Raw genomic sequence first — 13,777 nt, 5'->3', positions numbered from 1 at the left:
CACCCCCCGGTGTGTCCCCGTGCGCGGGAAATCTAACTGATTTTTAGAAGCCCTATGTCCGTTAAGGCGGATATGTCGGTCCTGCCCGGCGCTTCTGCCGGTTGTTCTGCCGGTTACCGACCGGGATGCGAGGTCGACGACTACTCTCCGGATTTAGAAGTGTCCGTCGTGCCCACGGTCGCCCCAGGATTGGCGGCGTCGCGGATCACACGGAGTGCGCCGAGCAGCCCGTCCAGCTGTTCGGGAGAGAGCAGGCCGGTGATGAACTCCTCGATCAACGCGAGGTGGCCGGGGAGCGCCTCGTTCAGTCGCTCCAGGCCGGCCTCGGTGATCACCGCGAACGAGCTGCGGCGGTCCGTGGGGCAGGCGCTGCGGCAGAGCAGGCCGGTGCGCTCCATCCGGTCCACCACCCGGGTGACGCCGCTTGTGGAGAGCGACGTCTGGGCGGCGAGGTCGGTCATCCGCAGTTGGTGGCCGGGCGAGCGGGCCAGGCGCATGAGCACCTCGTGCTCGACGGTGGAGAGGCCGTGCTCCTCGAACTGTCCCGCGAACCGGTTGGTCAGACCCGAGTACGCCTCGGAGAACAAGCCGATCGCGGTGATGCGCGGGTCGTCGAACAGGTTCGTTGTCACCTGTCAACTTTAGCAATACTTGACACGCGGAAGGTTGCAGCGCATATAGTTGTCATGTCAGACATCCTGATCGAGATCTTGTTCCTGGGAGACAGCGCGATGACCGACCTGAACGTTCGTGACTACAACGGTGTGAGCATCCCGGCCGCCGGTGTGTACGACATCGACCCGAACCACGCCCGGGTCGGCTTTGTGGCCAAGCACCTCGTGGTGAGCAAGGTTCGCGGTCAGTTCAAGACCGTCACCGGCTCGATCACCATCGCGGAGGACCCGCTGGAGTCGAGCGTCTCCGCCGACATCGACGCCGCCAGCATCGACACGAACGCGCCGGACCGCGACGCCCACCTGCGCAGCGGCGACTTCCTGGAGACGGAGAAGTACCCGCAGCTCACCTTCCGCAGCACCGGCCTGGCCGAGATCAGCGGCAACGAGTTCAAGCTGCACGGCGACCTGACCATCAAGGACGTCACCCGCCAGGTCGTCCTCGACGTCGAGTTCGAGGGTGTCAACCGCAGCCCGTACGGTCAGGACATCTTCGGCTTCTCCGCGAAGACCGAGATCGACCGCGAGGACTTCGGCATCCTGTGGAACGTGGCGCTGGAGACCGGTGGCTTCATGGTCAGCAAGCGCGTCACGATCGAGATCGAGGCCGAGGCCATCCGCCGCGCCTGAGTCTTCGTATCGACCTGACCGCAGAACCCCGGCCGCCCGTACGGCCGGGGTTTTGTCATGTCCGGGATTCCCACCAGTGCGGGAAGTGATCAATTCGGCACTAGAGGTTATGCGGCTGTTTGTGGCATGGTGGACGGACCGTCCCTGCGTGGTTACGGGGCGTTATTGATTTTCTCTGGCTGAGCGCCGTGGCTCCTCCACATAGATCCGTCACTGCCGTGCGCCGGGAGGACAGATGGGCAAGGACGTCACCTCAGCCGCCTTCACCAGGGAAGACAGGGTCCGGTACCGCCGCAAGGTGCGCCGCTGCCTCGACGTCTTCGCCCTGATGCTTGACGACTTCGCGTTCGACGCGGAACGCCCGACCACCGGGTTGGAGATCGAACTCAACCTGATCGACGCCGAGGCCGAGCCCGCGATGTGCAACGCGGAAGTGCTGGCCACCATGGATGATCCACTGTTCCAGCCGGAGCTGGCCCGCTTCAACCTCGAGTTGAACGCATCGCCGCGACTCATCTCCGGCGCCGGATTCGCCGACTACGAACACGCGCTCCGCACAAGCCTGGACCGCGCGGAGGACCGGGCCGGCAAGTCGGACTCCCGGATCATGATGGTCGGCGTGCTGCCCACCCTCACCGAACAGCACACGGTCGTCGAGAACCTCTCCGCCAACCACCGGTACCACCTGCTCAACGAGCAGATCATGACCGCCCGCGGCGAGTCGCTCGACCTCGACATCCGCGGCGAGGAACGGGTGCTGTCCTACGTCGACTCGATCGCGGCCGAGGGCGCCTGCACCAGCGTCCAGTTCCACCTGCAGGTCGCACCGGACAACTTCGCCGCGTACTGGAACGCTGCCCAGGCGGTTGCCGCCGCCCAGGTCGCGGTCGGTGCGAACTCGCCCTTCCTGTTCGGCAGGCGACTGTGGGCGGAGACCCGGATAGCGCTCTTCGAGCAGTCCACCGACACCCGCCCGGACGAACTCAGAGCCCAGGGGGTACGCCCGCGGGTGTGGTTCGGCGAGCGCTGGATCACCTCGATCTTCGACCTGTTCGAGGAGAACGTGCGGTACTTCCCGCCGCTGCTGCCCATCCTCGACGAGGAGGACCCGGTCCAGGTCCTGCACGACGGCGGCGTACCGCACCTCGGTGAGCTGCGACTCCACAACGGCACCGTCTACAGGTGGAACCGGCCCGTCTACGACGTGATGAACGGCCGCCCACACCTGCGGGTGGAGAACAGAGTGCTCCCGGCCGGCCCCACAGTGGTCGACATCCTCGCGAACGCCGCGTTCTACTTCGGGCTGGCCCGCGAACTGGCCGAAGCGGACCGCCCGGTCTGGTCCCAGCTCACGTTCAGCGCAGCCGAAGAGAACTTCCACCGGGCCGCCCGGCACGGGCTCGACGCACACATCAACTGGCCACGGATGGGCGACGTACCCGCGAACGAACTGGTCATGAGCACGCTGCTGCCGATGGCCTACGACGGGCTGGACCGCTTCGGCGTCGACCCCGAACAGCGCGACCGGCTGCTCGGCATCATCGAAGGCCGCTGCCGGACCGGCCAGACCGGCGCGGCATGGCAGACCACCCGGGTAGCCGACGCGGAACGCCGCGGCAAAACCCGCGAGCAGGCACTCCACGAGATGGTCCTGGCCTACGCCGAACTCCAGCGCACAAACGAGCCCGTGCATCTTTGGCCGTGCTGAATGGTCGTCGCTTCGCTCCTCCGGGCTCGGCGCCACGGCCTGCGGACGGCGGTGTCAGGCAGACGAAGAGCGTGTCTGACTGACACCGACGTTCCTCGGTCGTCCGCGCCTCACGTGGGCGGTACCGATCCGCGACGGTCCGGAGAAACTGCAGACTAAAAGCGTGGTCAGTCCTTGGGGGGAGGGGGCTTGGGCTTTACCGACGCTCGTGCTCGACCTGTGGGTTTGGGCTGGTCGGGGGTGGGGGTCTCGTCGGTGGGGCGTTTGCGTGGAGGCTTTGACGAGGGCTCCGGCTCTGGGGCGGGCGCGGGATCGGGCTCGTCGAAGGAAGGGAGTTGGGGGCGGTCGGCTTTGGGCTTGAGGCGCAGTTTGGGAGGGCCGGACTGCTCGGGAGCGTTGGTTGGCTCAGCTGCGGGCGGGGCCGGACGTGGGGGTGAGGGCTGACGTGGGGCTGGGGCGGGGCGAGCGGGGGTTAGTTCGGGGGCTGCGGTGAGAGCTGCGCGGGGGGTGGAGGGTGGGTCGTCGTTTAGGTGGGCGGGGAGCAGGGCGCGCTCGTAGGAGGGGCGGGGGGTGGCGGCGGCGATGATTACGGAGCCGAGCAGGCCGGCGATCACTGCGTACGGCGCGACCAGGTAGGCCGAGACCTGCCAGGACTCGATGCCGACCGGGCGTGGCGCGGCCAGGAAGTAGGCGGCGGCGACCAAGATTGGGCCGACCGCGCCGGAGACCGACACGCCGACCTTCGAATCGGTGCGGCGCCCGCCCCACCAGGCGGAGATCAGGCCCGCGACAAGCGCGGCGGAGAGTGAGATGGCGGCGCCCGGCCAGTAGAGGCTGCGGATCCAGTACCCGTCACCGTCACCGGTGATCCGCCAGACGCCGAGCTGCGCGCCCACGAAACCACGGCCGGCGACCGCGCCGTCCACCACCGCGACGACCGCAAGCAGCCAGAGCCAGGCCGTGGTGGTCACCACGTTGGCGGCGATCGCGGCGGACGAGACCGCGGCGAACGACACGGCCAGCCCGACCAGAATGCCGATCACCGTGTAGCCGGCCGCGATCGTTTCCGGCGCGAACGTGTAGTCCTGCGCGGCCTCGCGCGCGGGCACGGCGACAAGCGCGACCGTAAGCGCCGCACCGAGCGCTGCGGCCAGGCACAGCGCCATCCGCCAGAGCACCAACTCAAGCGTTCCGCTTATCTTGCGCGCGGTGGGATCGGCGGCCAGCGCGCTCGGCCCGCTGCGCCGGTCCGCGTAGACGGCGCCGGCGATCACGGACGTCGCGGCGATCCAGGTCGCCCATGTGAGGCTCGCCACCCAGGTCGGCTCCGCGGTCCCGTCCGGAGACGGCACCCATGCGATGATGCCGAGCCCGTATCCGAGCCCTAACTGTGCTGCGCCGGTGCCTGCGGCCACGCCGGCTGCCGACGCGATCGATCCACCCCAGCCTCGTACGGCCATGTCCGGGAGAGTAACGGTCCGGGGCCACCGGGCGCGAGGCGACGAACTGGGAGCGGGTCGTTACCACACCGAACTGAACCGGCCGATAGGTTAAGACGGACCGCCAAAAGGACTGGCGACTGTCGGGGAGAGGACAGCGATGGCTGACGGCAGGCGTCCCGGTGAAGACCGGAACCCGTCCGACGAGACGCGGCAATGGGGTGGCGACGACGCGCGCTACTGGGGAGGAGAAGAACAGCCCCCGCAGCGCCCGCCGGTCGACCCGTGGGCGGCGAACGAAGAGACCCGGCTGCAGCAGAACCCGATGGGCGGCCCCGGCGGCCCACGTGGCCAGGGTGGACCCGGCGGTCCACGCGGACCTGGTGGCCAGGGTGGACCAGGTGGACCTGGTGGTCAGGGCCCGCGCGGTGGTGACCAGACCGCGCCCTACCGGCCGGTGAGCGGTGGCCCGGGCAACGACCAGACGCGGCCGTACCGTCCCGTTCCCGGTGGTCCCGGCAATGATCAGACCGCGCCGTACCGTCCGGTTCCCGGAGCCCCAGGCCCCGGCATGGACCAGACCCGGCGGATGGACCCGGTCCAGGGTGGACCCGGCGGCCCGGGCGGTCCCGGTGGTCCTCCGGGCGGTCCTGGCGGCGGCCCCGACCCGTGGTCCGCGCGCGCGTCAGTGCGCCCCGCGGAGCCGGCGAGCCAGTTCGGTGGGCAGCGCGATGCGTTCTCGCGTGACGATCCCGGCTGGGGCGCACCGGACGAGCCCACCCGAAAGTGGTGGCTGCCCATCATGTGGGGCGTGATCGCGCTGGTCGTGATCCTGGCGCTGGGCGGTGGCATCTACGCGGCCACCCAGGCCGGCGGTGGCGACCCCGAGCCGACCCCGACCGCGACGGCCGGGGTGCCGACCGCGGAGAAGACCAGTGCGGCGCCGTCCGAGGAGCCGACAAGCAAGGCGCCGAGCAAGCCGCCGACCACCGCCGCGAGCCCGACCAAGGCCGCCGAGGTGGAGGTGCCCCGGATGACCGGTTACACGCTGCCGGAGGCGCAGCAGGCGCTGGCCGCGCTCGACCTGCCGTACGCGCTCGTCTACCAGACCACTGACGACTTCGACCCGGACACCGTGATCGACACGGATCCGCCGGGTGGTCTGGTCGTCCCGAAGGGCACGAAGATCACGGTCACCGTGGCCCGCGCGCCGCGGACCACGGCGCCGGCCACACCGACCGGCTCGCCCACCACGGCGAACCCGAACGGCTGACCTGGGTCAGCGACTGCGTACCGCGACGGCCGAGGTGACAAGACCCGGTCGTCGCGGTGCGCCGACCCTCGCCTCGGGCGAGGAGTTGATCTGACGCAGGCCGTCCACCTGCACGAAGATCGAGCGGCGCTCCACGGCGTCGCCGCCCGCGTTGAGCTCGTATCCGTCGAGCCAGACCCAGCCGTCGTAGGTCGGCCAGTCATGGACCCGGATCACCCGGAAGTAGAGCGGCTCGGCGAACTGCACGCTCGCTGAACGGGTCACGCTGAGGATATCGCCGGAGCGGGGCAACACATCGACTCCTTGATACGCGGTTTTCGCTGCATCGGGTCTTCTTCCGTGGCACGCGCGAAGCGTCCACGAATGACGTTTCTGATCACCTGTTTTCGCTGGCTGCGAATTGTTATCGAACCGGCGTGAGGGAAGACCGGTGCTCCGCGGCACGGCGTATGAGGTCCGCCTGCCCGTCCGTCATGTCGGACTTCGTCCTACTTGAACGGACCAGCTGGGAACGTTGAGTGACCCATGCCATACACACAGATTGCATCACGAGCCTAGTCAATGCAAGTTGCACGTTGCCCCTCACGTGCTGCGAACGGGTCAGGTTGATGCGTGGCGGACGTACCCGTCAGACTGAATGTGGTGCCGGATAACGGGCGCCCAGGCTGGTTCGAGTGATCTTTCTGGTCGGGTTGTTCCGGCCGGTCCACCACAAAGCCGGAGGTAGCGGTGACCCAGCGCCGAAGCCCCACGGTCCGGCGCCGCCGTCTCGGCGCCGAGCTGCGCAAACACCGTGAAGAAGCCGGTGTGACCATCGAGACGGTGGCCGAGCGCCTGCACTGTTCCACGTCAAAGGTCTCACGAATCGAGACCGGGCACACCAGTGCGACGCCACGAGATGTTCGGGCAATGCTGGATATCTACGGCATTGATGGCGACGAGTCCAGCGAACTGGTCCAGATTTCCCGCGAGGCGCGCCAGAAGGGCTGGTGGCACCCGTACAGCACGGTCCTGACCGGCGCATACGTCGGTCTGGAGGCCGAGGCGAACTCGGTGCGGGCCTACGAGCAGCAGGTCGTGCCCGGTCTCCTCCAGACGGAGGAGTACGCACGGGCGATGATTCGGTCCGCCCGGCCGGACATCTCCGCCGATGAGGTGGAGAGAAGAGTCCGTGTCCGAATCGAGCGTCAGTCGTTGCTGATGCAGGACGACCCGATCGACCTGTGGATGGTGCTCGATGAGGCGGTAGTAGGCCGACCGGTCGGCGGCGATGCGGTCATGCGAGCCCAGATCCAACACCTGGTCGACCGCGCCGATCTGCCGAACGTGACGCTGCAGGTCCTGCCGTTCTCGGCGGGCGCGCATGCCGGCATGGACGGAACCTTCACGATTCTCGACTTCCCCGAGCCCACCGACACGGATGTTGTGTACGCGGAGAACGCGACCGGCGGGTTGTTCCTGGAGAAGGCCGACGAATTGCGGAAGTACGTCTTCATCTTCGATCACATCCGCGCTGCGGCCCTCCGCCCGGAGGAGTCCGTCGCCCTGTTAGCGGACCTGGCGAAGGAGCCATTGTGGGAGTGGAGACAGAAGTTGACCTGAGGAACGCGACGTGGCGTAAGAGCACACGTAGCGGCCCCAACTGTGACAACTGTGTGGAGATCGCTTTCGTCACGCCGGCGATCGCGATTCGCGACTCCAAGGACCCGGACGGGCCGGCGCTGCTCCTCGCGCCGGGTGGCTGGTCCGCCTTCCTCACCCGTACCAGAAACGGCGAGTTCACCCCTCTGACCGACCTCTAGGTAAGGCAAGATCGCTGCTCATCCGGTGGGCCGAGCGCTGCCGTCCGACCCACCGGATGCCGCAAAACAGACAATTGCCGTGGCTGTTCCGCGGGCACCCTCGTTGCACTCTTGAACCCGGTATGGCGCCGGGCCGAGTCGAAGCGAGCAAGGCAGGCGAGATCAGTGAGCATTGGCCCCGACAATCTCGGCAACGGGTCGGCGACGCAGGACCGGTTCACCGGGCACCTCAACGGGTACCGCCCGATGCAGCGCGACCGGATGCACGGCGGCGACCCCGGCCCGGACGTGGAGCTGAGCCCGCGCGGCGGGCTGGACGAGCCGACGATGGATCACTCTCCCCGGCTGCCCTCGCTGGCGCTGGCCGGGCTTGAGGAGCCGATCTATCCGACCACCGGATGGCCGGACACCACGGATCCGGGGCCGCTGGCGGACCACCCGCTGCTGCGCGGGCTGCTGCTTGAGCTGCCGCCGAAGGGTTCGCTGCCGGAGCCGGGCTGGCTTGACCGCTGGTTTGAGGCGACCCGCGCGATCCTGGAGCTGATCTACACCCAGGGAGTCATGGAACGCCGCTGAGTCCTCCTCCTAATGGGGGACGGCGGCGGTCGCGCGCCGCACGGTGACCGCGTTCTCCGCGAGACGGCTGTGCCGGAGCGCGTGCCGGACACCAAGTGCGAGCACCACCAACGCCAGGCCTGTGACAAGCACGCCGATCGCGCCGGAGCCGTCCAGCCGCAGCCACCCGGTGGCCAGCACGCCACCCGCGGCCGCGGCCAGGCCTGTCGCCTGCAGCGGGATCGCCAGCAGCGGATGCGCACCGCCGGCCCGCAGCGCCGGTGGCAGCGGCACGTTCGGCGCGGAGGTGAACGCGGACGCGCCGGTCCAGACGCGGGCCACCCGACGCAGCGCGAACCCGGCGGCCAGCGCGGCCGGCAGCAGCGGGAGCAGCAACGCCAGCCGTTGCGGGTGCACCGCGCCCGGTGCGACAGGCGCCCAGTCCGGCGACGGAATCAGCAGCAGCGCGACCAGGACCGCGAGACCGCCGGCCGCGAGTGCGAGCACCGCGCCGGACCGCTGCCGCAGGAGACGGGCGGACGACACGGCGGGGAGCCCGTCGGCGATAACGCCGGCGGCCAGCCAGAGAGCGGCGAGGGCGAGCATGGCCCCGAGATGCACGGCTGCGGTCATGTCGCTCAGCGTTACCCACATCGACGCCTGGCGAATCGGGGAAACGCCCTGGCCGGGCCCGGGTCCGATACCCGTAGGGGACCGTACGGCCTTTAGTGCGAAAAAATACGGCTGATCCGTATCTGGCGGGCGGCCGTTGCCACGCCATACCCTGCCGGGACAGGTTTCGTGCCGGCCTGGTTTGCCGCACGAGCAGGACCGGCCTGGGGAGGTCCGGCTGGGGTCCCGGACACCTCGTTGTGCCCGGGACCCCGCTTCACCCCGCCCCGAAATGCAAAACCCACAAAACTGGGAGTTGCATTTTCGGGTCCGGCGGGGGCAGTCTTGTCGATGTGGAACCAGGTGCCGCGGTGAACCCCGGCGACGTGCTGGTCCTCGCCGAGGGTGACTACAAATTCGGCGCGGGCGGCCTCACGCTGCTGGTCAACGATCTGATGCACACCCAGCGGATGACCGACGGCCTGTGGACCTTCGTCCGCGGCCTCCGCCTCGACGACGCCGGCAACGCCCGCGACTCGCGCCAGGTCCTGGTCCGCATGGCCGCCATCCCCACCGCTCTCCGCCTCCCCAGCCAGATCTAGATCAAAAGCCTCCACAAGCGGCTCTTCCCGCTCCCGCGGTGGTGACGGCCCGCACGCTCCCGACTGTGTCGCCCATTCGCGTCCGGCCGCCTGGGGATCCAGGATCGCAAGGGCTGGGGCGTGGTGAGTGGCTTCGCCTGGTCGTTGCGGTCGCGGAGGTCGAGAGCAGCACGGCCGTCGTCTCGAGACTACGGACCGAGGCGACCGCGGACCGAGGTAACTGCGGACTCAGGCGACTGCGGACCCAGGCGACTGCGGACCCAGACGACTGCGGACGCAGGCGACTGTGGAACCCAAACGACTGCGGCTTCAAACGACTGCGGACCCAGACGACTTCGGACCGAGGTAACTGCGGCGTGGGTGGGCGCAAGGGCCGGCATCGAGGCCGCGAGTTCCGCAGGTGTGCGGGTCTGTCGCGGCACTTCGGCAGGTCTCAGGGCCGGGCATGAACGCGGAGCTACACCGGATCCGCATATGTCAGGACACGGCCCGCGCTCACGACCCGCGTCAGGTGAAGATCCGCGATAAGTGCCCCGGCTCGAGCGCTACGCGCCGGACATTTCCCTATTTGAGTGCCTCCCTGTGCGTTCATCCCGACGCCGAAGGCGCAGGAAGGCCCACGTCAAGATCCTTGCGGCTCTGGTGGCCCTTATCCGAGCGTAATAAGGGCCACCAGAGCCGCAAGGATCTTGCATCCCGCCAAATGGACGCGAGATCCCACATAACGAACCCATCTCGGCGCGGAGCGCCCGAGCTGCCGTGACCCCGGCCCGGCGACACGCGAGAGCCAAGATCGACTGATCCTTCGGCAGCTCCCGGCTTCGGTGCAAGCCCTTTCGGCCACCCAGGCCGAGACCAACCGCCCTCCCGCAAGCCCCGGCACCGGTGCCCGCCCTTGCGACCGTCCAGGCCGAGATCAACCGACCCTCCCGGCCACATCGTTCTCTCGGTGCCGGTCCTTGCGACCGTCCAGGCCGAGATCAACCGACCCTCCCGGCCACATCGTTCTCTCGGTGCCGGCCCTTGCGACCACCCAGGCCGAGATCAACCGACCTTCCGCGCCACATCTCTCTCCCGGTGCTGGCCCTTGCGACCACCCAGACCGCAGCCGCCCAGACCAGCCACCGCTTAGACGATGCCCGTGCTGCCCCCGCGTGCCGCGATCCCGCCGACCAGCTGGAACGGTCCGCCAGGCTCCTGGCCTCGATGCCAGCCTTCGATCGTGAGGCCCCAGACCGCCGCATGCGAATGGGCAACAGAGCCGCTCCCGCGGGCAAACCTCGCGCCGGGCTCCGCTGGTGCTCCGCTCGTCGCTCGGAGCCGGTGCCGTGGTGGTTCGGGAAAGCGGATGGAGTTGCGGGAGATCTGGACGTGACCACCCACGGCACCGGTTGCCCGCGGGAGCATGCGGGCCGGGCCACCGCGGAAGCGGGTAAATCCGGCACTGGCTCTTTCAGAGGGTTTTCATGTGGAAGCCGCCGTCGACGTCGATGACCTGGCCGGTGCTGTGCGGGAAGAGGTCGGAGGCGACGGCGGCGACCGCGCGGCCGACGTCGTCCGGGCGGCCCCAGCGGCGGATCGGCTGGATGCCCTTGTTGAAGATCAGGTTGTCGTATTTGGCGGTGACCGCGCCGGTCATGTCCGTGGCGATGATGCCGGGGCGGATCTCGAAGACGGTGATGCCGTGCTCGGCCAGCCGGGCCGCGAAGAGCTGCGTGGTCATTGCGAGGCCGGCCTTGGAGACGCAGTAGTCGCCGCGGTTCGTGCTCGCGGTGTAGGCGCTGTTCGATGAGATGATCACGATCTTCGGGCGGGTCTCGCCCTCGGGCTGCGCGATCATGCGGTTGGCGGCGGACTGGATCAGGAAGTACGGGCCCTTGAGGTTGATCGAGATGAGCCGGTCGAACGACTCCTCATCGGCCTCGAGGATGTCGGCGCGGACCTTCGGCGCCACGCCGGCGTTGCTGACCAGCAGGTCGAGACGGCCGAACGCGGCGTAGGCCTCGTCGAGCAGACGGGCGCGGTCCGCGGCTACAGACACGTCCGCCTGCACCGGGAGCGCGCGGCGGCCCAGCGACTCGACCTCCGCGACGACCTCCTTCGCGGCGTCCACGTTGCCGGCGTAGTTGACCACCACGTCGTGTCCGGCGTGGGCGAGCGACAGCACGATACCGCGGCCGATGCCGCGCGAGCCGCCGGTGACTATCGCGATGCGGGTCATGCGTTTCCCCCTACGGTGCCGAAGAACGTGTAGTACGGCTCGTCGCGGGCCACCCGCTGGAGGTAGAGCGCCAGTTCACGGGCGTGGTAGTCGCCCCACATGCTTGACTCGCCATTCGGTACGCGCTGGCCGGCCGCGATGTGGTCCCAGCCGTTCGGCCGGTGGTAGACCGAGTGGAGGATCAGGCCCTGGTGCGCGGGGTCGGCCGACAGGTACGGCTCGGCGAAGAGCGAGTTCGCCACCGTGAGCCCGGCCTGCAGGTAACGGCGCCCGTCGTCCTCGCGGCCGTTCGCGGTCAGGTAGCGACCTAGGCGTAGCAGGCCCTGCGCGCCGATCGCGGCGGCCGAGGAGTCGACAGGCTCGTGCGCGTTGTACGGGTCCGCCGGCCGGCCCAGGTAGTCACCGAGGTGCGCCAGGCCGGGTGCGCCGGTGTCCCAGTACGGGATGCCGTCGACAGGCGTGTGCTCCAGGTAGAAATCGCAGGTCGCGGTCGCTGCGCCGAGCATCATCGCGGTGATCTCGTCGCGCCCGCCGTGCGGCTCCAGCTCCTCGTCGGACACCAGCTCCAGGAACTCGAGCTGCTCCGGGTAGCCGAGCATCGCCCAGGCCAGGCCGCGGGTCCAGGTGCTGAACGGGGAGTAGCCCTGCTGCGTGCTCGGCGCCCGGAAGTGGCCGTCGTTCACGTTGAAGAGCGACTCGTGGGCGGTGCGGCCGCGCAGGTCGTAGAGGTCCCGGCCGGTGCCGTACCAGATGTTGAAGCGGGCGGTGTTGCGCGCGTGCTCGACGATCCGGCCGAGCAGCGAAATCCTCTCGTCGTGCTCACCCATCAGTGCGTGCCCGAGCAGGTGCGACACGGCCAGGGCGCGGCAGGACCTGATGGTGTCGACGAACAGCGACTGCGGGCCGTTGAACGAGTAGATGTAGCCGGTGCCGTCCTCCGTGGTCTGCCAGCGGGCGGCCTGCACCGCGCCGGTGATCTTCAGGGCCAGCTCGTAGAAGTTCCGGTCGTCCGCGCCGATCCGGCCCTCGTTCGCCAGTCGCAGGAGGTTGCCGTACGTGCTGACGTTGTTGAAGCCGTGGTCGTGCACGCCGATGTGGCTGACGTGGCCGGCCATCACCGCGACCGTGGCGTCCCGGCCGATGGTCAGGAAGCGCTCGTCGCCTGTCGCGTCGAACTGCAGGATCGCGGAGCCGTACTGGAAGCCCTGGGTCCACTCGGTCCAGCCGCGGGCGGTGTAGCGGCCCTCGACCGTGAAGACCGGCGAGGGGGAGCCGGGCGGGCAGCTCTGCTCGATCGACTCGATCTTCGCGGCGGAGGCCTCCCACAGCCGCGCGATGCGGGGGAGCAGGTCCGCCGGGCCGAGCCCGTCGTCGATCTTCATTGCGGCACCTTCCGGGGTGATCGGAGTCGTGGCGTGCCGCAACAGCATAGGAAAGCGCTTGCCTGAAGAAAAGCCCCGAGGTCTTTAGATGGAGAACGTCGGCGGGCGCTCGTGGGCCGGCTCCGGCGGCTGTGCTTCCCACAGCCGGGCCTTCTGCGCGCCGAGCCGGGCCAGATATGCCGGATTCAGCACGATGTAGCGGCGCCACAGCCGTCGCGGTTCCAGGCCGAGCCGCCAGAACCACTCCAGGCCGACGCGCTGCATCCAGGCGGGCGGGTTCCTCAGCAGGCCGGCGTGGTAGTCGAACGCGGCGCCCACCGCGAGCAGCGGCATGTCCAGCAGCGGCCGCATCGCATAGGTGAACACCTCCTGGCGCGGGCAGCCGAGTCCGACCAGGACCAGCCGGGCACCGGACGCGGTGATCCGGGACGCGATCTCCACGTCCTCACCCGCGTGCACCGGCCGGAACTTCGATGACTCCACGCCGGCGATCATGATGCCGGGAAACTGCCTGCGAAGCGCCGGGACCAGCAGGGCGAGCGTGTCCTCGGTCGAACCGTAGAGGTAGACCGGCAGCCCTTCGGCCGCGCATCGCTCAAGCACCCGCAGCGTCAGTTCCGGGCCGTAGACCCGGTCGGTGAGGCCGGCCGCGTGCAGCAGGTTCAGCGCCCAGCGCACCGGCTGGCCGTCCGGCGTCACCAGGTCGAACGAGTTGAGCCGCGCATTGTGTGCCGGATCGAGCACGCCGGTCATCACGCCGTGCACCGCCAGCGCGGTCAGCGCGAACGGCCGGCGGTCCCGGGCCGCGCCGATGATCTGGTTGATCGCGGACTCGTAGTCGACCGCGTCCACCATCACGCCGAGCACGTTGCGCTTGCC

14 protein-coding genes are annotated in these 13,777 nt (G+C 68.9%); 7 read left to right on the top strand and 7 right to left on the bottom strand.

Going from position 1 to position 13,777, the window contains the following annotated elements; genetic code table 11:
- Positions 1–140: 140 nt before the first annotated feature.
- On the bottom strand, positions 141–632 hold the full coding sequence (locus tag ACIA8K_RS15025) for a MarR family winged helix-turn-helix transcriptional regulator (protein WP_396058942.1): 492 nt from the start codon (positions 630–632) through the stop codon (positions 141–143).
- Between the two features lie 99 nt (positions 633–731).
- Here ACIA8K_RS15025 and ACIA8K_RS15020 point away from each other — a divergent pair, with 99 nt between their 5' ends.
- Both ACIA8K_RS15020 and ACIA8K_RS15015 read left to right on the top strand, forming a co-directional pair.
- Complete coding sequence (locus ACIA8K_RS15020) at positions 732–1,304, top strand: YceI family protein (protein WP_396059252.1); 573 nt, start codon at positions 732–734, stop codon at positions 1,302–1,304.
- 235 nt (positions 1,305–1,539) lie between these two features.
- The gene (locus ACIA8K_RS15015) at positions 1,540–3,012 is read left to right on the top strand and encodes a glutamate--cysteine ligase (protein WP_396058940.1); all 1,473 of its coding nucleotides are present in this window, start codon (positions 1,540–1,542) and stop codon (positions 3,010–3,012) included.
- 167 nt (positions 3,013–3,179) lie between these two features.
- Here the strand turns inward: ACIA8K_RS15015 and ACIA8K_RS15010 are convergent, their stop codons facing one another.
- Positions 3,180–4,472 carry a hypothetical protein gene (locus ACIA8K_RS15010; protein WP_396058938.1) on the bottom strand — a complete coding sequence of 431 codons (1,293 nt, stop codon included), beginning with the start codon at positions 4,470–4,472 and terminating at the stop codon, positions 3,180–3,182.
- Positions 4,473–4,611: 139 nt separating this feature from the next.
- Here ACIA8K_RS15010 and ACIA8K_RS15005 point away from each other — a divergent pair, with 139 nt between their 5' ends.
- Positions 4,612–5,724 (top strand): PASTA domain-containing protein, encoded by a 1,113-nt coding sequence (locus ACIA8K_RS15005; protein ID WP_396058936.1) that lies wholly within the window; start codon positions 4,612–4,614, stop codon positions 5,722–5,724.
- A gap of 6 nt (positions 5,725–5,730) precedes the next feature.
- On the opposite strand, the gene ACIA8K_RS15000 is transcribed toward ACIA8K_RS15005, so the two are convergent.
- The gene (locus ACIA8K_RS15000) at positions 5,731–6,018 is read right to left on the bottom strand and encodes a hypothetical protein (RefSeq protein ID WP_396058934.1); all 288 of its coding nucleotides are present in this window, start codon (positions 6,016–6,018) and stop codon (positions 5,731–5,733) included.
- Positions 6,019–6,453: 435 nt separating this feature from the next.
- Here ACIA8K_RS15000 and ACIA8K_RS14995 point away from each other — a divergent pair, with 435 nt between their 5' ends.
- The 3 genes from ACIA8K_RS14995 (at position 6,454) to ACIA8K_RS14985 (ending at position 8,102) form a co-directional block, all read left to right on the top strand.
- On the top strand, positions 6,454–7,326 hold the full coding sequence (locus tag ACIA8K_RS14995; protein WP_396058932.1) for a helix-turn-helix domain-containing protein: 873 nt from the start codon (positions 6,454–6,456) through the stop codon (positions 7,324–7,326).
- Positions 7,296–7,526: a DUF397 domain-containing protein gene (locus tag ACIA8K_RS14990; protein WP_396059250.1), complete on the top strand. Its 231-nt coding sequence runs from the start codon at positions 7,296–7,298 to the stop codon at positions 7,524–7,526. Before ACIA8K_RS14995 ends, ACIA8K_RS14990 begins: the two co-directional genes overlap by 31 nt.
- Positions 7,527–7,691: 165 nt before the next feature.
- Positions 7,692–8,102, top strand: coding sequence for a hypothetical protein (locus ACIA8K_RS14985; protein ID WP_396058930.1), 411 nt, complete (start codon positions 7,692–7,694; stop codon positions 8,100–8,102).
- A gap of 9 nt (positions 8,103–8,111) precedes the next feature.
- Here ACIA8K_RS14985 and ACIA8K_RS14980 read toward each other — a convergent pair whose 3' ends face one another.
- Positions 8,112–8,714 (bottom strand): hypothetical protein, encoded by a 603-nt coding sequence (locus ACIA8K_RS14980; RefSeq protein WP_396058928.1) that lies wholly within the window; start codon positions 8,712–8,714, stop codon positions 8,112–8,114.
- Between the two features lie 350 nt (positions 8,715–9,064).
- Between ACIA8K_RS14980 and ACIA8K_RS14975 the strand changes: the two genes are divergently transcribed.
- A complete protein-coding gene (locus ACIA8K_RS14975) occupies positions 9,065–9,295 on the top strand; it encodes a hypothetical protein (protein ID WP_396058926.1) in 231 nt (76 codons plus the stop codon).
- A gap of 1,453 nt (positions 9,296–10,748) precedes the next feature.
- Here ACIA8K_RS14975 and ACIA8K_RS14970 read toward each other — a convergent pair.
- The 3 genes from ACIA8K_RS14970 to ACIA8K_RS14960 form a co-directional block, all read right to left on the bottom strand.
- Positions 10,749–11,516, bottom strand: coding sequence for a 3-ketoacyl-ACP reductase (locus ACIA8K_RS14970; RefSeq protein ID WP_396058924.1), 768 nt, complete (start codon positions 11,514–11,516; stop codon positions 10,749–10,751).
- On the bottom strand, positions 11,513–12,898 hold the full coding sequence (locus ACIA8K_RS14965; protein ID WP_396058922.1) for a hypothetical protein: 1,386 nt from the start codon (positions 12,896–12,898) through the stop codon (positions 11,513–11,515). Before ACIA8K_RS14965 ends, ACIA8K_RS14970 begins: the two co-directional genes overlap by 4 nt.
- 84 nt (positions 12,899–12,982) lie before the next feature.
- The gene (locus ACIA8K_RS14960) at positions 12,983–13,753 is read right to left on the bottom strand and encodes a WecB/TagA/CpsF family glycosyltransferase (RefSeq protein WP_396059248.1); all 771 of its coding nucleotides are present in this window, start codon (positions 13,751–13,753) and stop codon (positions 12,983–12,985) included.
- Positions 13,754–13,777: the final 24 nt, after the last annotated feature.

Origin of the sequence: Catenuloplanes sp. NPDC051500 (genome assembly GCF_044454585.1) — a bacterium.
Classification (GTDB): domain Bacteria; phylum Actinomycetota; class Actinomycetes; order Mycobacteriales; family Micromonosporaceae; genus Catenuloplanes.
The sequence above is the reverse complement of the archived record's forward strand: the minus strand, read 5'-3'. Positions and strand labels throughout refer to the sequence as shown.

Bases quoted from the DNA above. Each gene is read 5' to 3' on its own strand.
- ACIA8K_RS15010 (WP_396058938.1), bottom strand. From the start codon at position 4,472: ATGGCCGTACGAGGCTGGGGTGGATCGATCGCGTCGGCAGCCGGCGTG.
- ACIA8K_RS14960 (WP_396059248.1), bottom strand. From the start codon at position 13,753: ATGGTGGACGCGGTCGACTACGAGTCCGCGATCAACCAGATCATCGGC.
- ACIA8K_RS15005 (WP_396058936.1), top strand. From the start codon at position 4,612: ATGGCTGACGGCAGGCGTCCCGGTGAAGACCGGAACCCGTCCGACGAG.
- ACIA8K_RS14980 (WP_396058928.1), bottom strand. From the start codon at position 8,714: ATGACCGCAGCCGTGCATCTCGGGGCCATGCTCGCCCTCGCCGCTCTC.
- ACIA8K_RS14970 (WP_396058924.1), bottom strand. From the start codon at position 11,516: ATGACCCGCATCGCGATAGTCACCGGCGGCTCGCGCGGCATCGGCCGC.
- ACIA8K_RS14965 (WP_396058922.1), bottom strand. From the start codon at position 12,898: ATGAAGATCGACGACGGGCTCGGCCCGGCGGACCTGCTCCCCCGCATC.
- ACIA8K_RS15020 (WP_396059252.1), top strand. From the start codon at position 732: ATGACCGACCTGAACGTTCGTGACTACAACGGTGTGAGCATCCCGGCC.
- ACIA8K_RS15015 (WP_396058940.1), top strand. From the start codon at position 1,540: ATGGGCAAGGACGTCACCTCAGCCGCCTTCACCAGGGAAGACAGGGTC.